Source organism: Streptomyces sp. NPDC047886 (genome assembly GCF_043204435.1).
Lineage (GTDB): Bacteria > Actinomycetota > Actinomycetes > Streptomycetales > Streptomycetaceae > Streptomyces.
Genome location: NZ_JBIDCF010000001.1, coordinates 887,463 through 911,804 on the forward strand (window position 1 = coordinate 887,463; position 24,342 = coordinate 911,804).

At 72.1% G+C, this 24,342-nt stretch carries 23 protein-coding genes and 2 tRNA genes; 11 read left to right on the forward strand and 14 right to left on the reverse strand.

Going from position 1 to position 24,342, the window contains the following annotated elements; all coding sequences use genetic code 11:
* Positions 1-4: 4 nt before the first annotated feature.
* The 3 genes from ACGF5U_RS03915 to ACGF5U_RS03925 form a co-directional block, all read right to left on the reverse strand.
* On the reverse strand, positions 5-610 hold the full coding sequence (locus tag ACGF5U_RS03915) for an ATP-dependent Clp protease proteolytic subunit (RefSeq protein WP_392713195.1): 606 nt from the start codon (positions 608-610) through the stop codon (positions 5-7).
* A gap of 297 nt (positions 611-907) precedes the next feature.
* Positions 908-2,293 carry a trigger factor gene (gene tig / locus ACGF5U_RS03920; RefSeq protein ID WP_392712722.1) on the reverse strand — a complete coding sequence of 462 codons (1,386 nt, stop codon included), beginning with the start codon at positions 2,291-2,293 and terminating at the stop codon, positions 908-910.
* A 174-nt stretch (positions 2,294-2,467) separates the two neighbouring features.
* Positions 2,468-2,544: transfer RNA gene (locus ACGF5U_RS03925), tRNA-Pro, on the reverse strand.
* A gap of 177 nt (positions 2,545-2,721) precedes the next feature.
* Here ACGF5U_RS03925 and ACGF5U_RS03930 point away from each other — a divergent pair.
* Positions 2,722-2,795 (forward strand) — tRNA-Gly (locus ACGF5U_RS03930).
* Between the two features lie 201 nt (positions 2,796-2,996).
* Here the strand turns inward: ACGF5U_RS03930 and ACGF5U_RS03935 are convergent.
* Positions 2,997-3,191, reverse strand: a complete 195-nt coding sequence (locus tag ACGF5U_RS03935) for a hypothetical protein (RefSeq protein ID WP_392712724.1) — start codon at positions 3,189-3,191, stop codon at positions 2,997-2,999.
* A 423-nt stretch (positions 3,192-3,614) separates the two neighbouring features.
* Here ACGF5U_RS03935 and ACGF5U_RS03940 point away from each other — a divergent pair, with 423 nt between their 5' ends.
* Positions 3,615-4,781: an acyltransferase family protein gene (locus ACGF5U_RS03940; RefSeq protein ID WP_392712725.1), complete on the forward strand. Its 1,167-nt coding sequence runs from the start codon at positions 3,615-3,617 to the stop codon at positions 4,779-4,781.
* On the opposite strand, the gene ACGF5U_RS03945 is transcribed toward ACGF5U_RS03940, so the two are convergent.
* Positions 4,723-5,217 carry an HD domain-containing protein gene (locus tag ACGF5U_RS03945; protein ID WP_392712726.1) on the reverse strand — a complete coding sequence of 165 codons (495 nt, stop codon included), beginning with the start codon at positions 5,215-5,217 and terminating at the stop codon, positions 4,723-4,725. The two genes, ACGF5U_RS03940 and ACGF5U_RS03945, sit on opposite strands and share 59 nt — an antisense overlap.
* A 35-nt stretch (positions 5,218-5,252) precedes the next feature.
* Positions 5,253-6,398, reverse strand: coding sequence for a PP2C family protein-serine/threonine phosphatase (locus ACGF5U_RS03950; protein WP_392712727.1), 1,146 nt, complete (start codon positions 6,396-6,398; stop codon positions 5,253-5,255).
* 107 nt (positions 6,399-6,505) lie between these two features.
* Between ACGF5U_RS03950 and ACGF5U_RS03955 the strand changes: the two genes are divergently transcribed.
* On the forward strand, positions 6,506-7,735 hold the full coding sequence (locus ACGF5U_RS03955) for a GNAT family N-acetyltransferase (RefSeq protein WP_392712728.1): 1,230 nt from the start codon (positions 6,506-6,508) through the stop codon (positions 7,733-7,735).
* A 43-nt stretch (positions 7,736-7,778) separates the two neighbouring features.
* On the opposite strand, the gene ACGF5U_RS03960 is transcribed toward ACGF5U_RS03955, so the two are convergent.
* Positions 7,779-8,588, reverse strand: coding sequence for an Fpg/Nei family DNA glycosylase (locus ACGF5U_RS03960; RefSeq protein WP_392712730.1), 810 nt, complete (start codon positions 8,586-8,588; stop codon positions 7,779-7,781).
* Between ACGF5U_RS03960 and ACGF5U_RS03965 the strand changes: the two genes are divergently transcribed.
* Positions 8,574-8,708 (forward strand): hypothetical protein, encoded by a 135-nt coding sequence (locus ACGF5U_RS03965; protein WP_392712731.1) that lies wholly within the window; start codon positions 8,574-8,576, stop codon positions 8,706-8,708. The two genes, ACGF5U_RS03960 and ACGF5U_RS03965, sit on opposite strands and share 15 nt — an antisense overlap.
* Before the next feature lie 64 nt (positions 8,709-8,772).
* On the opposite strand, the gene ACGF5U_RS03970 is transcribed toward ACGF5U_RS03965, so the two are convergent.
* Both ACGF5U_RS03970 and ACGF5U_RS03975 read right to left on the reverse strand, forming a co-directional pair.
* Complete coding sequence (locus ACGF5U_RS03970; protein WP_392712732.1) at positions 8,773-9,261, reverse strand: ribose-5-phosphate isomerase; 489 nt, start codon at positions 9,259-9,261, stop codon at positions 8,773-8,775.
* A gap of 122 nt (positions 9,262-9,383) precedes the next feature.
* Complete coding sequence (locus ACGF5U_RS03975) at positions 9,384-9,971, reverse strand: biotin transporter BioY (RefSeq protein WP_392712734.1); 588 nt, start codon at positions 9,969-9,971, stop codon at positions 9,384-9,386.
* Between the two features lie 260 nt (positions 9,972-10,231).
* On the opposite strand from ACGF5U_RS03975, the gene ACGF5U_RS03980 reads away from it, so the two are divergent.
* From ACGF5U_RS03980 to ACGF5U_RS03995, 4 genes are all read left to right on the forward strand, one after another.
* Positions 10,232-11,608, forward strand: a complete 1,377-nt coding sequence (locus ACGF5U_RS03980; protein ID WP_392712735.1) for an amino acid permease — start codon at positions 10,232-10,234, stop codon at positions 11,606-11,608.
* A 202-nt stretch (positions 11,609-11,810) separates the two neighbouring features.
* Positions 11,811-13,322, forward strand: a complete 1,512-nt coding sequence (locus tag ACGF5U_RS03985) for an amino acid permease (protein ID WP_392713196.1) — start codon at positions 11,811-11,813, stop codon at positions 13,320-13,322.
* A gap of 77 nt (positions 13,323-13,399) precedes the next feature.
* Positions 13,400-14,560, forward strand: a complete 1,161-nt coding sequence (locus tag ACGF5U_RS03990) for a glycerophosphodiester phosphodiesterase family protein (RefSeq protein ID WP_392712736.1) — start codon at positions 13,400-13,402, stop codon at positions 14,558-14,560.
* Between the two features lie 77 nt (positions 14,561-14,637).
* Positions 14,638-15,273 carry a superoxide dismutase gene (locus ACGF5U_RS03995; protein WP_392712737.1) on the forward strand — a complete coding sequence of 212 codons (636 nt, stop codon included), beginning with the start codon at positions 14,638-14,640 and terminating at the stop codon, positions 15,271-15,273.
* 206 nt (positions 15,274-15,479) lie between these two features.
* Here ACGF5U_RS03995 and ACGF5U_RS04000 read toward each other — a convergent pair whose 3' ends face one another.
* On the reverse strand, positions 15,480-16,115 hold the full coding sequence (locus tag ACGF5U_RS04000; RefSeq protein WP_392712738.1) for a DsbA family protein: 636 nt from the start codon (positions 16,113-16,115) through the stop codon (positions 15,480-15,482).
* A 146-nt stretch (positions 16,116-16,261) separates the two neighbouring features.
* Between ACGF5U_RS04000 and pepN the strand changes: the two genes are divergently transcribed.
* Both pepN and ACGF5U_RS04010 read left to right on the forward strand, forming a co-directional pair.
* The gene (gene pepN, locus ACGF5U_RS04005; RefSeq protein ID WP_392712739.1) at positions 16,262-18,844 is read left to right on the forward strand and encodes an aminopeptidase N; all 2,583 of its coding nucleotides are present in this window, start codon (positions 16,262-16,264) and stop codon (positions 18,842-18,844) included.
* A gap of 297 nt (positions 18,845-19,141) precedes the next feature.
* On the forward strand, positions 19,142-20,149 hold the full coding sequence (locus ACGF5U_RS04010; RefSeq protein ID WP_392712740.1) for a hypothetical protein: 1,008 nt from the start codon (positions 19,142-19,144) through the stop codon (positions 20,147-20,149).
* A gap of 67 nt (positions 20,150-20,216) precedes the next feature.
* Here ACGF5U_RS04010 and ACGF5U_RS04015 read toward each other — a convergent pair whose 3' ends face one another.
* The 4 genes from ACGF5U_RS04015 to ACGF5U_RS04030 form a co-directional block, all read right to left on the reverse strand.
* Entirely contained in the window at positions 20,217-21,398 is a 1,182-nt protein-coding gene (locus ACGF5U_RS04015) for a serine hydrolase domain-containing protein (protein ID WP_392712741.1), read from the reverse strand.
* 176 nt (positions 21,399-21,574) lie between these two features.
* Positions 21,575-22,033, reverse strand: coding sequence for an NUDIX hydrolase (locus tag ACGF5U_RS04020; protein WP_392712742.1), 459 nt, complete (start codon positions 22,031-22,033; stop codon positions 21,575-21,577).
* Between the two features lie 27 nt (positions 22,034-22,060).
* Positions 22,061-22,969, reverse strand: coding sequence for a pyridoxamine 5'-phosphate oxidase family protein (locus ACGF5U_RS04025; RefSeq protein WP_392712744.1), 909 nt, complete (start codon positions 22,967-22,969; stop codon positions 22,061-22,063).
* Positions 22,970-22,989: 20 nt separating this feature from the next.
* Positions 22,990-23,445, reverse strand: coding sequence for a VOC family protein (locus ACGF5U_RS04030; protein WP_392712746.1), 456 nt, complete (start codon positions 23,443-23,445; stop codon positions 22,990-22,992).
* A gap of 183 nt (positions 23,446-23,628) precedes the next feature.
* On the opposite strand from ACGF5U_RS04030, the gene ACGF5U_RS04035 reads away from it, so the two are divergent.
* Positions 23,629-24,174 carry a CGNR zinc finger domain-containing protein gene (locus ACGF5U_RS04035; RefSeq protein ID WP_392712748.1) on the forward strand — a complete coding sequence of 182 codons (546 nt, stop codon included), beginning with the start codon at positions 23,629-23,631 and terminating at the stop codon, positions 24,172-24,174.
* The last annotated feature ends 168 nt before the right edge of the window (positions 24,175-24,342 follow it).

Genomic DNA, 24,342 nt, shown 5'->3' on the forward strand with positions numbered 1-24,342 from the left:
CGGCTCAGGCGCCGGTGCCGCCACCGCCCGGAACGCCCGAAGCGGCGGAGATGATCTCGTCGATGAGGCCGTAGTCCTTGGCCTCTTCCGCGGTGAACCAGCGGTCGCGGTCGCCGTCGCGGATGATCGTCTCCACGGTCTGACCGGAGTGGCGCGCGGTGATCTCGGCCATGCGCTTCTTCGTACGGAGAAGGTACTCGGCCTGGATCTTGATGTCCGATGCGGTGCCGCCGATGCCGGCGGAGCCCTGGTGCATCAGGATGTCGGTGTTCGGCAGCGCGAAGCGCTTGCCGGTGGAGCCGCCGGTCAGCAGGAACTGGCCCATGGAGGCCGCCATGCCCATACCGATCGTGACGACGTCGTTCGGGATGTACTGCATGGTGTCGTAGATGGCCATGCCGGCCGTCACGGAGCCGCCGGGGCTGTTGATGTACAGATAGATGTCCTTGTCCGGGTCGGCGGCGAGGAGCAGCATCTGCGCGGTGATCTTGTTCGCGATCTCATCGTCCACCTGCTGGCCGAGGAAGATGATGCGCTCGCCGAGCAGCCGGTTGTAGACATGGTCGCCGAGGCCACCACCGATGGACGGCTCACCGGCGACGTAAGGCATCAGATTCGTCACGTATCCACCTGCTCGTCTCTGACGGCTGCGGCCGTCTCAGCGTCTTGCGTACTGGGGGCGGGTACTCCCCTGCCCTCGTATTCATGGACCCTAACGCGCAGGTGGGCGGGCGCCATCCCGGTTCCCGAACTGTTCGCTGGGAGCGCAAGGTAGTTGGGTCGCCGCACGGCGTTCCCGAGGTCCCCGAGTACGACGGCGGGCCCCGGACGCGTGGTGCGTACGGAGCCCGCCGTGAAGGTCAGCGGAGGCCCGGCGCGAGGCGCGGGCCTCGGACTTTCCCCGGGCTCAGGCCTCGGGCTTGTCCTCGGCGGCGGCCTCGGCAGCGGCCTCGGCCGTCTCGCCGGCCTCGGTCTCGTCCTCGTCGTCGCCGAGGTCGACCGGCTCGCCGTTGGTGTCGAGGACCTTGGCGGCCTCGACCACGACCGCGAGCGCCTTGCCGCGGGCGACCTCGCCGACCAGCATCGGCACCTGATTGCCCTCGACAACGGCCTGGGCGAACTGGTCGGGGCTCATGCCGGAGGAGGCGGCACGGCGCATGAGGTGCTCGGTGAGCTCCTCCTGGTTGACGTTGAGCTTCTCCGTGGAGACGAGCTCGTCCAGGATGAACTGGGTCTTGATGCCCTTGACGGCCTGCTCGCGCGTCTCCGCGTCGAACTCCTCGGCGGTCTTGCCCTGGATCTCCAGGTACTTGTCGAGGGTCAGGCCCATCTGGCCGAGCTGGTGGTGCTCCAGGTTGTGCTTGCGGGTGTTGACCTCGTCCTCGAGGAGCTTCTCGGGGATCGGGACCTCGACCAGCTTCAGCAGCTCGTCCAGGACGCGCTCCTGGGCCTGCGTGGCCTGGTCGTACTGCTTCATGTTCTCGAGGCGCTTGCGGCTGTCGGCCTTCAGCTCCTCCAGCGTGTCGAACTCGCTCGCCATCTGGGCGAACTCGTCGTCCAGCTCGGGGAGCTCACGGGCGGCGACGGCGGTGACCTTGACGGTGACCTCGGCCTCCTTGCCCTCGGCGGAGCCGCCCTTCAGCGTGGAGGTGAAGGTGGCGTCGCCGCCGGCCTCCAGGCCGGTGACGGCCTCGTCGATGCCGTCGAGGAGCTCGCCGGAGCCGATCGTGTACTGCACGCCCTCGGCGACGCCGTCCGCGAGGACCTCGCCGTCGACCTTGGCCTCCAGGTCGATCGTCACGACGTCGCCCTCGGCGGCGGCGCGCTCGACCGGGTTGGTGGAGGCGAAGCGCTCACGCAGCTGCTCCACGGACTTCTCGACGTCCTCGTCGGTGACCTCGACCGCGTCGACGGTGACCTCGATGCCGGAGTAGTCCGGGATCTCGATCGCCGGGCGGATGTCGACCTCGGCGGTGAAGGCCAGCAGCTCGCCGTCCTTCAGCTCCGTGATGTCGACCTCCGGCTGGCCCAGCGGGTTGACGTCCGCCTCGTTGAGCGCCTCGGTGTACAGCTTCGGGAGGGCGTCGTTGACGGCCTCCTCCAGCACCGCACCACGGCCGAACCGCTGGTCGATGACGCGGGCCGGGATCTTGCCCTTGCGGAAGCCCTTGACCGTGACCTGCTGGTTGATCTTCTTGTACGCCGCGTCGAGGCTGGCCTTGAGCTCCTCGAAGGGCACCTCGACAGTGAGCCGAACCCGAGTCGGGTTCAGGGTCTCCACGGCGCTCTTCACGGTTCGGTCTCCTTGGTGGCTGATTCTTGGTTTCTGCCGGGCCCCGTCAGTCGGTCGCCCAGCCGATCGGCCCGGTCAGAGAGACACACGGGCACGCAGCTTGCATAGTAACCGCAAGCGGGATCGGGCCCCAATGTGATCTTGGCATTCGCGCGGATTCCGGCGCGGATGGCGTGGTCGGGGTGGCGGGATTTGAACCCACGGCCTTCCGCTCCCAAAGCGGACGCGCTACCAAGCTGCGCCACACCCCGTCGGTGCGACACGTAGGGTACATGGCCGCGGGCACTGCGTCGGCACGTTGTCGGCATGCGGTCGGCGGCCGCCGGGAGGCGGCGGAGCGAGCGGCGGAAAGGGTGTGCGTCGGGCGCCCCCGACCCGCTACGATGCTCTTCGTGCCGCGGCCCCTCGTGACCTGCGGTGCACTGCTTGCGGGCGTAGCTCAATGGTAGAGCCCTAGTCTTCCAAACTAGCTACGCGGGTTCGATTCCCGTCGCCCGCTCCATCGCCTCGGGCCCTGTCCTGTGACCTCGTCACCGGACAGGGCCCGAGGTGTTTCCCGGACCGGGGAGTTCCGTGCCGAGGGGCCGGAGGCCGGAGGTCGGAAGGCGACCGGCTCCGGCGGGTGCGCGGGGGCTGGAAGGCGACCGGCTCCGGCGGGTGCGCGGCGCCGGAAGGTGAGCAGGCGCTAGAAGGTGCGCGGGCGCTAGAAGGTGATGCGGCTGATCGTTTCCGCTATCGAGTTGAGGAAACGATTGATCGACGGCGCCATGCCCGAGGACGCCAGGAAGAAACCGAACAGGGCGGCGACGACCGCCGGACCCGCTTTGAGTGCGCCGCCGCGGATCATCACCACGAGGACGATCGCCAACAGCAGCACCACGGACAGTGAAATGGCCACAACTGATCCCACCCTCGGTCGGTCCGCCTTGCCGCCCGGGGGCTCACACGGCCCAGCGCGCCCCCGCTCGGGCCATCGTGCCATCAACAGCCCCTCCGGTTCTGCCCCGTGACGGATCGCGAGACACGTCACAGGGGGCCGGCGGCTGCACTGCCGGACGCATGAGGCACGACCGGGGGAAATTTCCGCCGGGAATGCGACGCGATCGTTTCCGGGCGCTCACATGTCGGGCACAGGACGTTCCCAGGCGGCCGGGCGGGGCGATTCACCGTCACGCAATCCTCACCTGAAGGACAGAGAAATGTCCCGTTCGGTACGGATTAATCCGGGCATTACGGCAATGCAACGGTGGTGCCGGATTCCTGTGAAGGCGATTCACGACGCGTTTCCCGTCATCCGGCGGGCGCCACTAGCGTGCCGGGAATGTTCCACGCTCCGCCTGGAAACCGCACGTCTCCACCGCCCCCGGCCAAGGAACCGGGACCCTTCGCAGATCCGACCGGACCGTCCCCCGCCGCACCCGCGCCCGCACCCGCACCCGCACCCGCCGTGGAAAGGGCCCCTGCGTCGGCGGCGCGGCGGGACCCCTGGTTCGACAACGCCAAGTACCTCGCGATCGTGCTCGTCGCCGTGGCCCACGCCTGGGAGCCGGTCATGGAGGGCAGCCGGGCCACCCGCGCCCTCTACCTGCTCGTCTACACCTTCCACATGCCCGCGTTCATCGTGATCTCCGGCTACTTCTCGCGGAGTTTCACCGGGCGCCCCGACCAGGTGAAGCGGCTGGTCACCGGGGTCGTCGTGCCGTACCTGGTGTTCGAGACGGCGTACTCGCTGTTCAGGCGCTGGGCCGCCGACGACCCGGCGCACCCGTTCTCGCTGACCGACCCGTTCTATCTGACCTGGTTCCTGGCGGCCCTGTTCGTCTGGCGGCTCTCCACTCCCCTGTGGCGCACCCTGCGCCATCCGCTGCCGGTGGCCCTGGTGATCGCGGCGCTCGCCTCGCTCACCCCCGGCATCGGCTCCGACCTGGATCTTCAGCGGGTGCTGCAGTTCCTGCCGTTCTTCGTGCTGGGTCTCTCGCTGCGGCCCGAGCACTTCCGGCTGGTGCGGCTGCGGGCGGTGCGGCTGGCGGCGGTGCCGGTGGCGCTGGGCGCCCTCGCGCTCGCCTACCAGGTGGCGCCGACCGTCCGGATGGGCTGGTTCTACCGCAGCACCAGCGCCGAGGAGCTCGGGGCGCCCTGGTGGACGGGGCCCCTGATGACCCTGGTCGTCGGCGGCTGCGCGCTGGTGCTGACGGCGGCGTTCCTCGCCTGGGTGCCCGGCCGCGCGACCTGGTTCACGGCCCTCGGGGCGGGGTCGATCTGCGGCTACCTGCTGCACGGCTTCGCCGTGAAGACGGTCGACTACTGGGGCCTCGTGGACGCCCACCCCTGGCTGGCCGCGCCGGCCGGGCGGGTCGCCGTGACGGTGGCGGCGGCCGTGGGCGTGACGCTCCTGTGCACGCCGCCGGTGCGGCGGGCGCTGCGCTGCGTCACCGAGCCCCGGATGACGTGGGCGTTCCGCCCTGAGGCGGTCCCCCGCCGTCCGTGAGGCCGAGGAGCCGCCGTACCGTCGCGTACTTCGCGGTCAGCCGCGCCCGGGTCGCCTCGTCCAGGACGGCGAGGCGGTCCGGGTCGGCGTTGTGCGCGAGGTCCGCCTCCTTGACGAGGCGGGCGCCCGGCTGGGCGAGGATGCGGCCCGTGTACGCGGCGAGGTCCTCGCCCGGCCGCTTGGTGAGCGCGAGGACGATGTCCTTGACCCGCTGGGGCAGCGCGGCGCCCGCGAGCCACTCGTCGGACAGCGCGTCGTCCTCGACCGCGTCGTGCAGCCACGCCGCGGCGATCTGCTCGTCGTCGCCGCCCCGCGCCCTCACCCCTTCGGCCACGGCGCGGAGGTGCTCGGCGTAGGGCCGGCCCGCCTTGTCGGTCTGGCCCGCGTGGGCGTGCCGGGCGAGGGCTTCGACCTGGGCGAGGGTGAGGTTCGGCATGGGGCGAGGGTACGCCCGCGCCGCGCCGGGGCGCCTCAGGAGTCGCGGGTGATCAGCAGCAGCGCGCGGTCGTCGTTGACGTCGCGGGCGCATGCCTCGATGAGGTGCCAGGCGGCGCCCTCGAAAGTGGAGGAGACATAGCGGTCGGCCTCGCCGGTGAGCCGGTCGATGCCCTCGGCGATGTCCCGGTCGGCGGCTTCCACGAGGCCGTCCGTGAACAGCATGAGGACGTCACCGGCCCGTAGGGAGCCCTTGACCGGGTGGAACTCGGCCCCGTCGTACACACCGAGCAGCGGCCCGTCCGCGGCCTTCTCCTCCCAGCGGCCGCTGCCCGCGTGGAGTTGGAGCGCGGGCAGATGGCCGGCCGACAGCAGTTCGTAGTCGCCGGACTCCAGGTCGAGGACCAGGTGGATGGAGGTCGCGAACCCCTCGTCCCAGTCCTGCCGGAGCAGATAGCCGTTGGCCGCCGGGAGGAAGCCGTGCGGCGGGAGGGAGCCGAGCAGGCCGCCGAAGGCGCCGGACAGCAGCAGCGCCCGGGAGCCGGCGTCCATGCCCTTGCCGGACACGTCGGTGAGCACGACCTCCAGGGTGCGCCCGCCGTGGGTGCGGGCCGCGACGACGAAGTCGCCGGAGAAGGACTGGCCGCCGGCCGGTCGCAGCGCCATCTCCCGGTGCCAGCCCTTGGGCAGGGACGGCAGCGCGCTCTGTACGCGGATGCGCTCGCGCAGGTCGAACAGCATCGTGCCGCCGCGCCGCCAGGGCACGCCGACGCGCGCCCTGAACTGGGCGATCAGCAGCCCGAACAGCCCGCACGCGGCCACGACCAGGACGGTGCCGGGAGTGACGCGCGCGGCGCCCTCGGTGTACGGCCCGAGGATGACCGACTCGACGATGAGCGCGGCGGCTGCCGCCGCGTACAGGCCGAGGAGGCTCGCGGGCCGCAGCAGCAGTCCGCCCGCCACGATCGGCAGGACGAGCGCCTCGGGCGCGCACCACACCGGGGTGGCGAGCGTGGCGAGGGTGATCGCCGGGATGGTCAGCAGGAGACCTGCCATGGCGATCCAGTCGGAGCCGTCGCCGCGGAAGTAGTCGACGGCTGATTTGCGCAGGGCGATGCGGGCCCGGTGCACCGACTTCCGGTACCGGGCCGTGAACGCGTGGACTCGTGCGCCGTGGGCCATTGGCCTGGACCCTATCCACCCGGACGGGTCCCGTGCAGGGGGACCCCTGTGACATTGCGTTCGAAATCGGGTCGCCCCGGCGTTCGGGGGCCTGGTACCCATGGCATATGACGACGGAGTTGCGGGTCCTCGACCCGGCCGAATGGGAGCCGTGGTACGGGCAGTTGGAGCTCGGGTTCGGTGGTGTCCCCGAGAGTCCGGAGGCGCGGGCGCTCTGGGAGGCGCTCACCGAGTGCGACCGTTCGCTCGGAGCCTGGGACGGTGAGACCTGTGTGGGCACGGCGGGAGCCTTCACGTTCCGGCTGTCGGTCCCGGGAGGCGCACTGGTGCCCGCGGCGGGCGTGACGATGGTCACGGTGGCGCCCACGCACCGCAGGCGCGGGGTCCTCACCTCGATGATGCGACGGCAACTGGACGACGTACGCGCGTGGGGAGAACCGGTCGCCGTACTGACGGCGTCCGAACCGGACATCTACGGCCGGTTCGGATACGGCGCCGCGACGCGGCAGTTGCGGGCGGAGATCGACACGGCCCGGGTCGCCCTGTCCGTCCCGGAGGGGACGGATCGCGTACGGCTGCGGCTCGCCGCGCCCGCCGACGCGTCCGGGGCGTGCGAGGCCGTGTACGCGCGGATGGTGCCGGAGCGGCCGGGCATGCCGGCCCGGCAGCCCGGCTGGGAGCGGCTTCCGCTGCTCGACCCGCCGTCGGAGCGGGACGGCGGTTCGCCGCTGCGGTGCGTGCTGGCGGAGCTGGACGGCGAGGTCACGGGGTACGCGCTGTACCGCGTCAAGCCGGACTGGGACGCGGCGGGTCCCCGGGGCACGGTGTGGCTGGAGTACCTGGGTGCCGTGGACCCGCTGTCGAACGCCGCGCTGTGGCGCTATCTGTTCGGCATCGATCTGACGTCGACGCTGAAGACGCTGAACCGCCCGGCGGACGACGCCCTGCAGCACCTGGTCTCCGACGTCCGCCGCTGCCGGCTCAGCCCGAAGGACGGGATGTACGTCCGGCTGGTGGAGGTGGGCGCGGCGCTGGAGGCCCGGACGTACCAGACGCCGGTGGACGTGGTCCTGGACGTCGACGACGCCTTCTGCCCCTGGAACGCGGGCCGCTGGCGGCTGATCGGCGACACGAAGGGGGCTACCTGCGTCCGTACGGACGACGCGCCCGATCTGGCGCTTTCGGTAAGGGAGTTGGGCGCGGCGTACCTGGGTGGTTTCTCGCTGACGTCGATGGCCGCCGCCGGGCGCGTGAGGGAGCTGCGCGAAGGGGCGCTGACGGAGGCGTCGGTGGCGTTCGGGTCGCCGGTCGAGCCGTGGCTGCCGCACGGGTTCTGACCGTGCGGAGGGCCCGCGGGCCCCGCCGGGCATGCCGCGCGGGCTAGGCCGGCTGGCAGGCCGGGCACCAGAAGAGGTTGCGGGCGGCGAGATCGGCGGTGCGGATCTCGCCGCCACAGATGTGGCAGGGCATACGGGCCCTGCGATACACGTAGACCTCGCCGCCGTGGTCGTCGACACGCGGCGGGCGGCCCATCGCCTCCGGGGTGTGCTCGGGGCGGACGGTGTCGATGCGGTTGTGCCGTACGCCTTCGCGCATGAGGGCGACGAGGTCGTCCCAGATCGCCGTCCACTCGCGCTCGGTGAGGTCCCTGCCGGGGCGGTACGGGTCGATGCCGTGCCGGAAGAGGACCTCGGCGCGGTAGACGTTGCCGACCCCCGCGATGACCTTCTGGTCCATGAGCAGGGCGGCGATGGTGGTACGGCTCTTCGAGATCCTGCGCCACGCCTTGGCCGGGTCGTCCCCGTCGCGGAGCGGGTCGGGGCCCAGGCGGTCGTGTATCGCCCGCTTCTCGGGCTCGGTGATCAGGGCGCAGGTGGTGGGGCCGCGCAGGTCGGCGTAGTGGCCGGTGTTGAGCAGGCGGAGCCGTACGGTCTCGGTGGGCGGCGGGGCCGGTGCCGTACCGAAGCCGAGCTTGCCGAAGAGACCGAGGTGGATGTGGACCCAGCCGGTGTCCCGGAAACCGAGGAAGAGGTGCTTGCCGTGCGCTTCGGCGCCGTCGAGGACGCGGCCGTCGAGGAGGGCGGCGCTGTCGGAGAACTTGCCCTGCGGGCTGGTGACGCGGACGTCTCCGCCGGCGAACCGCGCGAGGTGGTCCTCGGCGAGGCGGTGGATCGTATGCCCTTCGGGCATGGCGGGTGGCTCTCCTGGCGTGACGACTGGCGGCTGAGCGGCCGACTGCTGACGACTTGGCTGCTGGGGACCGGTTGGCTGCTGAGGACCGGCGGCTGGCTGCCGGCGACCCGCTGCTGACGGCTGGTGGGCAGCGGCACGGCCGTGCCGCCGGACGGATCCGGCGGCACGGGGTGGGACGGGCTCAGTCCTGCTGCGGGTGGTGGGCCGGGATCGGGGGGAGCTCGCCGGTCGTCTCGTACGCCGACAGCATGTCGATGCGGCGCGTGTGGCGCTCGTCGCCCGAGTAGGGGGTCGCGAGGAAGATCTCCACGAACTTCGTGGACTCCTCCAGCGAGTGCATCCGGCCGCCGATCGCGACGACGTTGGCGTTGTTGTGCTCGCGGCCGAGTGCGGCGGTCTGCTCGCTCCAGGCCAGCGCCGCACGGACGCCCTTCACCTTGTTCGCGGCGATCTGCTCGCCGTTGCCGGAGCCGCCGATGACGATGCCGAGGGCCTCCGGGTCCGCGGCCGTCTTCTCGGCGGCGCGGAGGCAGAACGGCGGGTAGTCGTCCTGGGCGTCGTAGATGTGGGGTCCGCAGTCGACGGGCTCATGGCCATGGGCCTTCAGCCACTCGACGAGGTGGTTCTTGAGTTCGTAGCCGGCATGGTCCGAGCCGAGGTACACGCGCATGCGTCCGAGTGTGGCACGGGCCGGGCCGCGAGGTGGTCAGCGGGGGTGGGCGGGACACGTGAAGAGGCCCTGCCCGGGACCTGTGGCCCCGGGCAGGGCCTCGTCCGGCCCGTACGGCGGTGTCAGCCGCGACGGCCGACGAGCTTCCACGCGGTGGGCACCGCGCCCATCGCGAGCGCCGCCTTCAGCGCGTCGCCGATCAGGAACGGCAGCAGGCCGACGGTGACCGCCTGGGCCAGCGACATGCCGGTGGCGAACGCCAGGTACGGCACGCCGACCGCGTAGATGATCAGGGAGCCGACCGCCATCGTGCCGGCCATGCGGGCGACCGAGCGGTCGGCGCCGCGCCGCGCCAGCGCGCCGACGACCGCCGCGGCGAGCACCATGCCGAGGATGTAGCCGAACGACGGCATCCCGTACCCGGACGTGCCCTGCGCGAACCACGGCGTTCCGGCCATGCCCGCCACCGCGTACAGCGCGAGCGCGAGGAAGCCGCGGCGGGCGCCGAGCGCGGTGCCGACGAGCAGGGCGGCGAAGGTCTGGCCGGAGACGGGGACCGGGGAGCCCGGGACCGGTACGGCGATCTGGGCGGCGACGCCGGTGAGCACGGCGCCGCCGGCCACGAGCGCGATGTCGCGGACACGGGTGGAGGGGAGCAGGTCGGCGAGGACCGCTCCGGTTCGGGCGGGGGCGGCGGCGGCAGTGCTCATCGGTTCTCCGGATTCTCCGCGGGTGACGACAGGGGGAAGCACGCCGACCGTAGCCCAGGAGTGAACGAGCGATCACCGTCAGCCGACGACAAAGCACATGTCCACGCCGTGGTGGAGTTCGCACAAACGGCGCCCCCATCCCTCCCGGAGGCGTGACGCTTGTCACTAGGGAGACCGTACGAACGGTCCGTTTTGCGTCAACAGCCGCCCGCCGGGGAGACTGTGGAGTCCCACCAAACCGCCCCGAGAGCGACCCGCGCATGCACGCCACCGAAGCCCCGCCGGAGCCGTTGACCCACGCGCTGAAGCAGCGTCACCTGACGATGCTGGGCCTGGGCGGTGTGATCGGAGCCGGGCTGTTCGTCGGCTCCGGTGCGGGCATCGCCCTCGCGGGACCCGGCATCGTCGTGTCGTATCTGCTCGCCGGGGCGCTGGCGACACTGATCATGCGGATGCTCGGCGAGATGTCGGCGGCCATGCCGGCGTCGGGCGCGTTCTCGGTGCACGCCGAGCGGGCGCTGGGCCGCTGGGCCGGCTTCTCCGTCGGCTGGCTGTACTGGTTCCTGCTCGTCGTGGTGCTCGCCGTCGAGGCGACCGGCGCGGCGAAGATCGCGGCGGGGTGGGCGCCCGGGGTTCCGCAGTGGGGCTGGGTGCTGGTCTTCATGGTGGTGTTCACGGCCGCCAACCTGGCCGCCGTGAAGAACTTCGGCGAGTCCGAGTTCTGGTTCGCCGCGCTCAAGGTCGGCGCGATCGTGCTGTTCCTCGTGCTCGGCGTGGTCGCCGTCCTCGGCTGGCTGCCGGACACCGACCCGGTCGGGCTCGCCAATCTGACGGGGCGCGGCGGCTTCCTGCCGAACGGCTGGGAGGGCGTCGTGTCCGGCGTCCTCGCCGTGGTGTTCGCCTTCGGCGGTCTGGAGGTCGTGACGATCGCGGCCGCCGAGTCGGAGGACCCTGCCCGGAACGTGGCGCGGGCCGTGCGCAGTGCCGTGTGGCGCATCCTCTTCTTCTACGTCGGCTCGATGCTCGTCATCGTGACGCTGCTGCCGTGGACGTCGATCCGGCCGGGTGTCAGTCCCTACGTGGCGGTGCTCGACGAGATCGGGGTGCCGTCCGCCGGGCAGATCATGGACATCGTGGTGTTCGTGGCGCTGCTGTCCGCGCTGAACGCCAACCTCTACGGCGCGTCCCGCATGGTGTTCTCGCTGGCGGAGCGCGGCGAGGCGCCCCGGGCGCTGCTCACGGTGTCGGAAGGCGGGGTGCCGCGCCGGGCCGTGCTGGCGTCGGTGGCGTTCGGGTTCGTCTCCGTCCTGCTGAATCTGAAGTGGCCGGACTCCGTCTTCCTCTACCTCCTGAACGCGGTCGGCGCGGTGCTGCTCTTCGTCTGGGGCCTGATCGCGGTGTCGCAGTTGCGGCTGCGGCGGCGCATCGAGCGGGAGACGCCCGAGCTGCTCACGCTGCGGATGTGGGCCTTCCCGTGGCTGACGTGGGCGGCGCTGGTCGCGATGGCGGCGGTGCTGGTGCTGATGCTGGCGGACGCCGGGACACGGCCGCAGGTCCTGTGGTCGGCCGGCGCGACGGCGTTGGTGCTGCTGGTGGCGGGGGTACGGGAGTGGCGTGCGCGCGCCGTCCGGCCCTAGATGTGCTGTCCGGCGGAGGGGTGCGCGGGGCCCGGCGGCGGGGGCCGGGACATGGCGACCGGAGCGTGACGCTGCTGTGCGTAATCCTTCACCTTGTGTAAGCACAGTGTCCGTATAGCGGGCACTGGTTCCCTGTGGCCGGTGCGTCCGCCGAGACTGAGGGCCACCCTCACCCCGCACGGCTACTGAACAGGGCATGCCCATGTCTCGGACCTCCGCGCCCGCGCCCGCCGAGTCGGCCGCCGCCGGATCGACCGAATCGACCGATTCGACCGATGCGGCGACGTCCGCCGAAGCGCCGCTCTCGCACGGACTCAAGCAACGCCATCTCTCGATGATCGCCCTCGGCGGTGTCATCGGTGCCGGGCTGTTCGTCGGCTCCGGCGCAGCCATCGCCGCGGCCGGGCCGTCGATCATCCTCGCGTACGCGATCTCGGGCGCGCTCGTCATGCTCGTGATGCGCATGCTCGGCGAGATGTCCGCGGCGAACCCGGCGTCCGGCTCCTTCTCGGTCCACGCCGAGCGGGCGCTCGGCCCCTGGGCGGGGTTCACGGCGGGCTGGGCGTTCTGGTTCCTGCTCTGCGTGGCCGTGGGCCTGGAGGGCATCGGCGCCGCGAAGATCATGACCGGCTGGCTGCCCGGGACACCCGAGTGGGCCTGGGTCGCGCTGTTCATGCTGGCGTTCTGCGTCACGAACCTGGCCGCCGTGAAGAACTTCGGTGAGTTCGAGTTCTGGTTCGCCGCGCTCAAGATCGCGGCGATCACCCTCTTCCTGGTCATCGGCGTGCTGGCGATCCTGGGCCTCCTGCCCGGCACGGAGTCCCCCGGCGCGGGCAACCTCACCGGACACGGCGGCTTCCTGCCCAACGGCAGCGAGGGCCTGATCGTCGGCCTGCTCGCCTCGGTCTTCGCGTACGGCGGCCTGGAGACCGTCACCATCGCCGCCGCCGAGTCGGAGCACCCCGTGCAGGGTGTGGCGAAGGCGGTCCGTACGGCGATGTGGCGCATCGCGATCTTCTACATCGGCTCGATGGCCGTCGTCGTCACGCTCATCCCGTGGAACAGCGCCGCCCTCGCCGACCCCGACAAGGGCTCGTACGTGGCGACGCTGGAACACCTGGGGCTGCCGGCGGCCGGCGAGATCATGAAGGTCGTCGTCCTGATCGCGCTGCTCTCCGCGATGAACGCCAACATCTACGGCGCGTCCCGCATGGCCCGTTCGCTCGTGGCGCGCGGCCAGGGCCCGAAGGCGCTGGGCCGGATCTCCGGCGGTGTGCCGCGCCTCGCCGTGCTCGCGTCGTGCCTCTTCGGCTTCACCTGCGTGCTGCTGAGCTACTGGCGGCCCGACGACGTCTTCATGTGGCTGCTCAACATGATCGGCGCGATCATCCTGGTCGTCTGGATCTTCATCGCCGTGTCGCAGCTGGTGCTGCGCCGCCGCCTGGAGCGCGAGGCGCCGGAGAAGCTGGTCGTGCGGATGTGGGCGTACCCGTACCTGACGTGGGTGGCGCTGGCCGGGATGACGACGGTGTTCGTGCTGATGGCCCGTGAGGAGGGCACGCGCGTCCAGCTGTACTACACGGGCGGCCTGGTGCTCGTGCTCGCGGCGGTCGGCTACCTGCACCAGCGGGCGACGGCGGCGGCCCGTACGGAGAAGGCCGGTTCGGGCCCGGCGGCGGAGGCCGTCGAGGCGGAGGCCGTCGAGAGGGCCTGAGCCTTCGCGAAGATCCATGGGAGGCCCCCGGCGCGTCGCGCGCCGGGGCCTTCGCCGTACCGGTACGGACGGGGGGCATGAGACGCCGTTCCGTACTCCTCGCGGCGGGCACGACCGCCGCCCTGTCCGCCGCCCCGCACGCCACCGCCCTCCACGCCACCACCGAGCCGCGCCGCCACCCCCACCCCGGCCCCGGCCCCGGCAGCCACCGTCCCGGCCCTCACCGTCCTGTCGTCGTCGGCCACCGGGGCGCGGCCGGGTGGCGCCCCGAACACACCGCCTCCTCCTACACGTTCGCCGTGCGCAACGGCGCCGACTGGATCGAACCCGACCTCGTAGCCACCGGGGACCACCACCTGGTGGTGCGCCACGAGAACGAGCTCTCGGCCACCACGGACGTGGCCCGCCGCCCCGAGTTCGCCGCGCGCCGCACCACCAGGACGGTCGACGGCCGCACCCTCACCGGCTGGTTCACCGAGGACTTCACGCTCGCCGAGCTCAGGACCCTCCGGGCGGTCGAGCGCCTGCCGCTCGTACGCGACCGCAACACCGTCTTCGACGGGCGGGAGCGGATCCTGACGTTCCAGGAGGTCGTGGACCTGGCCCGGCGGCTGTCGCGCCGGCACGGCCGTACCGTCGCCGTCTTCCCCGAGACCAAGCACCCGACGTACTTCCGCTCGATCGGCCTGCCCCTGGAGCCGCTCCTCGCGCGGGCCGTCCGCGGCAAACGGCTCGGCCCGCACGAGTGCGTCGTCCAGTCCTTCGAGCCGTCCAGTCTGCTGCGGCTCGCCGAGGAGGGGCTGGGCGTTCCGCTCTGGCAGGCGCTCGGTACCGGCGGCGGCCCGTACGGCCACGACGTGACGTACCGGGAGATGGCCGCTCCGGCCGGGCTGCGGGCGATCGCCGCGTACGCCGAGTGGATCGGGGCCGACAAGTCGGCCCTGGTGCCGCCGTCGACGCTGCTCGCGGACGCGCACGGGGCGGGCCTCCGGGTCGGGGCGTACACCTTCCGCGCCGAGAACCGCTACCTCCCGGCCGACCTGCGGCGCGGCTCGGATCCGAACGCCTTCGGGGACGCGTTCGCCGAGTACGCCCGCCATCTCGCGTGGGGGGTGGACGCGCTGGTCACGGACTTCCCCGACCTCGCGGCGCTCGCCGCGGACGCGTGGGACGCACCGGATCGCCGGCCGGCCGGGCCCCGGGCGTGCCCGCCGGACATGCCCAGGTCGAAAGACTGATCAACTTCCTGGGCTTCCTGCTGTTAGCCTGCACTTGCATAAGATGTGCAATAAGCAGTCGGAGGGCACGGACGGACATGGCGATCTACACACTTCCTGAGCTTCCGTACGACTACGCGGCGCTCGAACCGGTCATCGACCCGCAGATCATCGAGCTGCACCACGACAAGCACCACGCCGCCTACGTCAAGGGCGCGAACGACACGCTGGAGCAGTTGGAGGAGGCCCGCGACAAGGAGCAGTGGGGCTCCATCAACGGGCTGGAGAAGAACCTGGCGTTCCATCTCTCCGGCCACATCCTGCACTCCATCTACTGGCACAACATGACCGGGGACGGAGGCGGCGAACCGCTGGCCGCGGACGGCGTCGGCGAACTCGCGGACGCCATCGCCGAGTCCTTCGGCTCCTTCGCCAGGTTCAGGACGCAGCTGTCCAAGGCCGCCGCGACCACGCAGGGCTCCGGCTGGGGCGTCCTCGCGTACGAACCGGTCAGCGGCCGTCTGATCGTCGAGCAGGTCTACGACCACCAGGGCAACGTCGGCCAGGGCTCGGTCCCGATCCTGGTCTTCGACGCCTGGGAGCACGCCTTCTACCTCCAGTACAAGAACCAGAAGGTGGACTTCATCGAGGCGATGTGGCGGGTCGTCAACTGGCAGGACGTGGCGAAGCGTTATGCCCAGGCCAAGGAGCGCACGCCGCTGATCGCGCCGTAGCCCCCGGCGCACCGGTCGTCCTGCTCGTGATCGTCTTCTCAACCTTCACCGGGCAGGCGGATGGAAAGCGGCAGCCCCCGCGAGGACAGGACTCGCGGGGGCTGCCGCCGTTCACGGCACCCGCCGTTCATGGCACCCGCCGTTCACGGCGCCCGCCGAGGACGGTGGGCGGACGGGCGGCGGGCGGCGGGCGGCGGGCGGCGGGCTCAGTCGAAGACGGGGCCCTGCGTACGGGTGCGCTTGATCTCGTAGAAGCCGGGCGTCGACGCCACCAGCAGCGTGCCGTCCCACAGCCGGGCCGCCGCCTCGCCCTTCGGGGCGGGGGTCACCACGGGGCCGAAGAACGCGACCTCCTGGCCGTCGGGGCCCGGCACCGCGATGACCGGCGTACCGACGTCCTGGCCGACCTTGTTGATGCCCTCCTTGTGCGAGGCGCGCAGCTCCGTGTCGTACGTGTCCTTGTCCGCGTACTCCACGAGCTCGGCCGGCAGCCCGGCCTCCTCCAGGGCGGCGGCCATGGTCTCGCGGTTCACGGCCTCGCCCCGGTTGTGGAACCGGGTGCCCATCGCGGTGTAGAGGCGGTCGAGTACCTCGTCGCCGTGCAGCTGCTGCGCCGCGACGGCGACCCGGACCGGGCCCCACGCGGTCGTCGAGAGCATCTCGCGGTACGCCTCGGGGACCTCGTCGAGCTTGTCCTCGTTGAGGACGGCGAGGCTCATCACCTGCCAGCGCACGTCCACCGGGCGCACCTTCCGCACCTCCAGCATCCAGCGCGAGGTCATCCATGCCCAGGGGCACAGCGGGTCGAACCAGAAGTGGGCGGTGGTCCTGGTCTCGGACATGTCTCTCCTCATCGGGTGCATACGGTGGTGCGCCTCTGCGCCACAACGCTCCCGGGGGGCGCCTCATTCCCGATTCCCGGCGTCCCCCGTGTCAGTCGCACGTGGCAGGATCGCCCCTGTACTGACGAGCCACGAAGGAGTCGCCCGTGTCCGGTGAGAATCTGTCCCGCGACGAGGCCCGCGAGCGGGCGGCGCTGCTGTCCGTCGACGGGTACCACGTCGCCCTCGACCTGCGGTCCGCGGTCGGGGCGAGCGGGCCGGAGCCCCGTACGTTCCGGTCGGTGACGACGATCAGGTTCCGCTGCGCCGCTCCCGGTTCGGCCACGTTCGCGGACCTCATCGCCCCGTCCGTGACGTCGGTGACGCTGAACGGGCGCGCGCTGGACCCGGCGGCCGTGTTCGACGGGTCCCGGATCGCGCTGGACAGACTGGCGGCCGAGAACGTGCTCGTGGTGGACGCGCGGTGCGCGTACAGCCGGACCGGCGAGGGCATGCACCGGTTCGTCGACCCGGAGGACGGCGAGGTCTACCTCTACACGCAGTACGAGCCGGCCGACGCCCGCCGGGTGTTCGCCAACTTCGAGCAGCCCGACCTGAAGGCCCCGTACCGGTTCGAGGTGACGGCGCCCGAGGACTGGACGGTGTGGAGCAACGGCGCGGAGGAGTCGCGCGAGGGCGAGGTGCGCACGTTCGCCGAGACCGAGCCGATCTCCACGTACATCACCTGTGTCGTCGCCGGCCCGTACCACTACGTGACGGACACCTACCGGCGCGGCGATCTGGAGATCCCGCTCGGCGCGATGTGCCGCAAGGGGCTGGCCAAGCACTTCGACGCGGACGACGTCTTCCTGATCACCAAGCAGGGCTTCGACTTCTTCCACGACAACTTCGACTACCCGTACCCCTTCGGGAAGTACGACCAGGCGTTCGTGCCCGAGTACAACCTCGGTGCCATGGAGAACCCGGGCATGGTCACCTTCCGCGAGGAGTACATCTACCGGGGCAAGGTGACGCGGGCGGCGTACGAGCGCCGGGCGAACGTCATCCTGCACGAGATGGCGCACATGTGGTTCGGCGACCTCGTCACCATGAGGTGGTGGGACGACCTGTGGCTGAAGGAGTCCTTCGCCGACTTCATGGGCTCGTTCTCGCTGGCCGAGGCGACCCGCTTCACCAACAGCTGGGTGACCTTCGCCAACAACCGCAAGGCCTGGGCCTACCGGGCCGACCAGCTGCCGTCCACGCACCCGATCACGGCCGACATCCGTGACCTGGAGGACGCCAAGCTGAACTTCGACGGCATCACCTACGCCAAGGGCGCGGCCGTGCTGAAGCAGCTCGTCGCGTACGCGGGGCGGGAGGCGTTCCTGGAGGGCGCCCGGCGCTACTTCGCGCGGCACGCGTACGGGAACACGACCCTGGGCGACCTGCTGACCGTGCTGGAGGAGACGTCGGGGCGGGACATGAAGACCTGGTCCCGGTCCTGGCTGGAGACGTCCGGGGTCAATGTGCTGACGCCGGTGGTGACGTACGGCGGTGCGGGCGAAGGCGACGCCCGGATCGCTGAGCTGGTGGTGGAGCAGAGCGGCGACACGGCGGCCCGCCCGCACCGGGCGGCCGTGGGCCTGTACCGGCTGGAGGGCGGCGAACTCGTGCGGTACGCCCGCGCCGAGACCGACATCACCGGGGAGCGGACGGTCGTGGCCGAGCTCGCGGGCGCGGAGCGTCCGGCGCTGGTGCTGGTCAACGACGACGACCTGACGTACGCCAAGGTCCGCTTCGACGAGGGGTCGCTCGCCACGCTCCGCGCCCACCTGGGCGACATCACCGACCCGCTGGCGCGGGCGCTGTGCTGGTCGGCGCTGTGGAACCTGACGCGGGACGCGCTGATGCCGGCGCGGGACTTCATCGCGCTGGTCCTGGACTTCGCGGGCCGCGAGTCCGACATCGGCGTGCTGCAGATGCTGCACGCGTGGGCGCGGTCGGCGCTGGTGCACTACGCGGCGCCGGGATGGCGCGAGGAGGGCGGGCGCCTGCTCGCCGACGGGGCGCTGCGGGAGCTGCGGCGGGCGGAGCCCGGCAGCGAGCACCAGCTCACGTGGGCGCGGTTCTTCGCCGCGTCGGCGACGGCGGACGCGGACTTCCGGTTCCTGGAGGAGCTCATCGCCGGGTCGGCCGCGGTGGACGGCCTCGACGTCGACCAGGAGCTGCGCTGGTCGTTCCTGGAGCCGCTGGCGGCGCACGGCCGCGCCGACGAGTCGGCCATCGCCGCGGAACTGGCCCGTGACGACACCGCGTCGGGCAAGCGGCACCAGGTCCGCTGCCTGGCGGCCCGCCCTTCGGAGGCGGTCAAGGCGCAGGCGTGGGCGCAGGTCGTCGAGTCCGACCAGCTGTCGAACGCGCTGGTGGAGGCGACGATCGCGGGCTTCACGCAGCCGTCGCAGCGGGAGCTGGCGGCGCCGTACGCGCCGAAGTACTTCGAGGCGATCGAACGGGTGTGGGCGGAGCGGTCCATCCAGATCGGCATGGACGTCGTACGGGGCCTGTACCCGGCGCTCCAGGGCGACAGGGCGACGCTGGACGCGACGGACGCGTGGCTGGCCGCGCACGAGTCGGCCGCCCCGGCGCTGCGGCGGCTCGTCCTTGAGGCGCGCGACGACCTGGCCCGCGCGCTGCGGGGACAGGCGTGCGACGAGGCCGCGGCGACCGCGACCGGGGCCACGGCCTGACCTGACCGGCCCGGGGCGGGCGTGCCGGTGGTTCCGGCGCGGGCCCGCCGGGCTCCGGCCAGGGGGCGGGCGTGCCACGTCGGCGCTGCGGCCAGGGGGCGGGCATGCCACGTCGGCGCTCCGGCCAGGGGGCGGGCGTGCCACGTCGGCGCGCCCGCCCCCTGCCGTGCAGTAGGCCGAAAGGGCTACCCATCATCGGCTATCGAACGCCCGTACTTTAGGACAGGCTTGTCCCGGATTGTCGACGGGCCTGTAACAGCGGTTAGCGAGCGGGCAGTTGGCGGGCACTCCCGGAGCATGAAGAACACCCCGCTCTCCCCCCGCCCCCTGTCCCACCTGCCGGGCGCCCAGCGCCGTGTCCTGTCCGCCGCGCAGCTGCGGGCCCATGGCGTACCGGCCGCCGAGCTGGCCGCGCAGTGCCGGCCCGGCGGCCCCTGGCAGCAGGTGCTGCCGGGCGTGTATCTGCTCCACCCCGGGCCGCCGACCAGTGAGGAGCGGCTGCACGCCGCGCTGCTGTACACGGGGCGCCGGTCAGCGGCGGATGACGGTGCGGGATACGGCCAGGCGATGATCACCGGTCTGGCGGCGCTCGCCCTGTACCGGTTCTCCTCCGCTCCCCCGCTGCTGTCGCTGGACCGGATCGACGTCCTGGTGCCACGCACCCGTCGGCTGCGGTCGGCCGGGTTCGTCCGGATCGTGCGCTCCGCCCACGAGCTGCCCACGCCGCAGGAGGTGACCTCCGTACCGGTCGCCCCGGTGGCGCGGGCCCTCGCGGACGCGGTGGCGCAGCTGACCGACCCGCTCGCGGTGCGCCGGCTGCTCACCGAGGCGGTTCGCGGCGGGCACTGCGAACCGGCGTCCGTGGTGCGGGAGCTGAGCCGGGCCCGGCTGCTGTCGCGCCCCCACGTGGTGGACGCGGTGGACTCGCTGCTCGCGGAGGGCCGGGCGCTGGCCGAGGACCGGCTGTTCGCGATGGTGCGGGAGCACGGGCTGCCGGACCCGCTGTGGAACGTGGACCTGCGGCTCCCCGGCGGCCCGCACCTGGGCGGTGTGGACGCCTACTGGCCCGACCACGCGGTGGCGGTGGAGCTGGACACCCGGGCGCCCCGCCAGGAGGACGACGCCATGTGGTCCGAGTACACCCGTAAGCGCGAACACCTGGAGCGGCTCGGGATCACGGTCGTCCACATCACGCCCAGGAAGCTGCGGGAGGCGCTGGACCAGCAGGCGGTGGTGGTGCGTACGGCCCTGATGGCGGCCGACGACCGGGCGCCGGCCGCGTATGTGGTCGTCCTGCCGAGGTGAGGCCCGGCGGGACCGGTGTCACTCCCGGCCCGGGGCCGGTCGTGACCCGGTGGCGGCCCGTCGTGGTTCAGCGGCAGAACTCGGCTTCGAGCACGGTGTCCGCGCCGCCGCCCCAGTCCCCGTTGATGTTCGTCGCCAGGGAGTGGCGGGCGTTCCGGGTGGCCGCGACCACCGATCCGGAGCCGTGGATGCCGCCGTTGTGGCCCCACACCTCCGTCCCGCAGGAGAGCTTCCAGCGCATCAGGCCGAGGCCGTAGCGGAGGGGCGCCGCCTCCCCGTCGATCGCGACCGTGTCGGTCATCTCCCGCAGTTGCGCGGGCGGCAGCAGCTTCCCCTTGAGCAGGGCCCGGAGGAACCGCTGGAGGTCCGCCGCGTCCGCGACCATCTCCCCGGCGGCCCCGGCGATCGACGGGTTCAGCTCGGTGACGTCGTGGATCGGGGTCGACGGGTCGTACGGGTTGCCGCCGAGCGTCGAGTAGGCCCGGCCGCTCGGTCGTGGCATCCGGGCGTCGGTGCCGGGTACGGAGGTGGCGCGCAGCCCGAGCGGTTTCAGGACACGGCGCTCGACCTCGGTGCCGTACGGCCGTCCCGTCGCCTTCTCGATGACCATGCCCGCGAGGACGTAGTTGGTGTTGGAGTAGCCCCAGTCGGTGCCGGGCGCGAAGGCCGGGGGGTGCTTCATGGCGATCGACACGAGCTGCCGGGGCGTCCAGGTGTCGTAGCGGTGCCGGAGGAAGTCCGGGCCGAAGACCCTTGCCGCGAAACCGGGGTCGGAGGTGACGTCGAAGACGCCGCTGGTGTGGTTGAGGAGCTGGCGCAGCGTGACGCGGCGGCCGTCGTGGCCGTTGCCGGTGACGACGCCGGGCAGCCAGCGCTCCACGGTGTCGTCCAGGTCGAGCCGCCGCTCGGCCTCCAGCTGGAGGACGACGGTGGCGATGAACGTCTTGGTGATGGAGCCGATCCGGTAACGGTCGTGCGGCGCGCGCTGGCGCCCGGTCTCGCGGTCGGCGACCCCCGCGCCGCCGTTCCAGGTGCCGTGGCGGTCCTGTGCCTGGGCGAGCATGCCGGGCACCCCGGTCTGACGGACCAGGTCCTCGATGGCGTCCTGGGTGGCCTGGTGACGGCCCTTGTCCCGGGCGTGGTCCGGGCGTTCACCGGCGGACGCGGGTGCCGCGAGCGCGGTGGCGACGACGGCTGCCACGACCGCGAGGGCCGCGGCCACCGTCCGTACCGGCCGTGCCGTCCGCACGGTCCGCCCCGTCCCTTCCGCCCCTCCTGGGTCCCCCTTCGTTCGTACCGGCCGTACCGCGCGTACTGGCGTCCCTGACACGTGCGTTCCCCCTCGTCCGACGACGACTCTAGTCGCCGGGAAGGACCCCCGTTCCGCCGTGCGAGTTGCCCCGGGTACGGCCGGTTGAGCGGGTTTCAGTCACTTTCGCGTGCGCGGCCGGGCGCGGGCCGGTCGCGCCAGAGCCGCAGCGCCGTGTCGACGAGCCGGACGCGCGGCAGGGCGGGCACGCCGGTGAGGGGGTGCCAGGCGGCGAGGTCGGTGGAGCCGTTCGCCTCCGGGCGCAGCGCCCCGCCGGTGACGCGGCCCTCGTACAGGATGCGCAGGGCGTGGAAGTCCACGGCGGTGCCGAGCCGCCCGGGGTGGTCCGGCCGGCGTATCGAGTCGACGCCGAGGAGGGCGGTCACCTCGGTGAGGTACCCGGTCTCCTCCTCGACCTCCCGTACGACGGTGTCGAGGGGATCCTCGCCGTGTTCCATCCCTCCGCCGGGCAGGGTCCACTCCTTGCTCCCGTCCTGGGCGGTGCCCCGGGCCAGCAGGAGCTGTCCTTCGCGTACGCAGACGGCGTAGGCCGCCACCCTCAGCCTCTTCTTCATGAGGGGAGGTTAGGAGGTGGCGGCCCGTCACGCCGGTGGGTTCGCCGGGGAGTACTCGGGGGCGGACCAGCGCAGGGGGGCGGCGTGCGGGTGCTCGACGGACCGCTGGACGGTGAACCGGACGGTACGGCCGGTGGCGGTGTAGTCGGTGCGGGCGGTACCGGTGAGCTGCAGGGTGGTGCCCGTGGCCCAGTCCAGGAACAGCAGCCCGGCGCGGGCGTCGGTCTCCAGGTTGCCGAGGGTGAGGAACATGGCGTTGCCCTGGTAGTCGGGCCAGGTCAGCTCCGTGGGCGAGTCGACGCTCACGAAGCCGGGGTTGCCGCCGCGATGGCTGGCGTCGGCGCCGTCGGGGCCGACGGTGGTGACGAAGAAGGTGTCGGCGGCGCGGACGAACGCCTCCTGTTCGGGGGTGAGCCGGTCGCCGTGCCGTACGGGACCGGGCGGGGTGGTGGTGTCGGGCGCGTACAGCTCGCGCTTCTGGAGGTACTTGGGGCAGTTGGAGAACACCTCGTCCGCCACGATCGCCAGGCCGCGGCGGCTCGGCCTGGCCGTCCCGTTGAGCCGCATGCGGCGGCGGGTGCGCGGGTCGAGGGCGATCGTGCCGACCCGTACGGGCCCGGCGGCCAGGGTCCCGGCGAGCGGGTCGCCCGCGGCCGTCGGCCGCCCGTCCGGGCCGGCGGCCACGGAGACGGAGGCGGGCCCGGTGGCACGGACGAACCCGGGCTCGCCGGTCAGCAGGGAGCTCCAGACGCGCCCTTCGGCGTCGGCGGCGCCGATGACCAGCATCGGCTGGAGCTCCAGGAACGCGGCGGCGACGGGACGGATGCCGTGCCCGATGGAGCGGCCGACGTGATCGGCGAGCTCCCGGACGCCGACGCGGGTCTGCACGGCGAGCGATCCCTCGTGGTACGGCCGGCCGGACGGCGTGCCGTTCATGGGCGCGAACCTCCGCTCTTCTAGAAGAAGCCGCAGGTGGGGGCGGCGGTGTGGGGTGCGTCGGCGTCTTCGGCGCCGCTCGGGGCGTAGATCTCCAGGCGGGTGCCGTCCGGGTCGTGGAAGAAGATCCCGCCGGACGCCGCGCCCTCACCGTGGGCGACGACGCCCTCGTACGCGAAGTCGACGCCGCGCTCCTTCAGTTCGGCCTCCGCGGCCTTGACCCGGTCCATGCTCTCCACCTCGAAGGCGAGGTGGTGGAGCCCGGCGGACGCCGGGGCGTAGGCGCCGTCGGCCTGCTGCCAGAGGGTGAGGGCGAGGCTGCCGTCCTGGCCGAGGAAGGCGTAGCGCCTGCCGTCCTCCTTGCCCTCGCCGAGGACGTCGAAGCCGAGGACGCCGCCGTAGAAGGCGAGGGACTGTTCGAGGTCCGTGACATTGAGGCCGATGTGGCCGGTGCGCAGCGTGCTGGTCGCCGTCATGGCGGTCCCCTCTCATCGGTTCTAACCGTTGATATTGACTTTAGAGGTTAGATCGGCGGGCGTCAACCGCTCACGTACGCTTGAGGGGTTAGTTGGAGCCTCCGCGAGGAAGAGAGCCCCCGTGAGAAGGGCGCCTCCACGAGGAGGAGCGCCTCCACGAGGAAGAGAAGGAAGAGACGGAACATGCCCGCGACGCCCGATCCGCGCCCGCTCATCGGGGAGCCGGTCTCCCTGGACCTGCTCAACACCCGCTGGATCGACGACGGCGTCCCGCACGACCTGCTGACCGACACCGACGGGCTGGCCGTCTGGCTGACCAGCGCCGGCCTCGCCGCCCGCTTCACCGCCGACGCGCCGGCACTGGAGCACACCCGCGCCGCCCGTGAGGCCATCGCCGCCGTCGTGGACGCCCCCGGCGACCCGGACGGCACCGCCCTGCTGAACGCGGTCCTGGACCGGGGGCGCATCCGCGCCACGCTCACCCCCGGGGGTCCGGGCGAGGAGCCCGAGTTCCCCGACCCCTCCTGGGGCCCCGCCTGGACCGCCGCCCGCGACTACCTCGACCTGCTGCGCACGGCGCCCGACCGGATCCGCGCCTGCGCCCACGAGGCGTGCGTCCTGCACTTCTTCGACACCTCCCGCAACGGCACCCGGCGCTGGTGCTCGATGGCCGCGTGCGGGAACCGCGCGAAGGCGTCCCGCCACTACGCGCGCACGAAGGACAACTGACCGCCCATCACCCCCGCCCGCCCACCGCCGACCGGCGTCCTCACGGGCGGGTACATCCCGGTTCGTTCCCCATGGCGTATCTCCCGCAGTGGCGGATGTACGCCATGGCCGCATTCCGTCTCCAGGAGCTCTCCACAAACCCTGGTCACGTGCGAAAGGCTCAGCGGT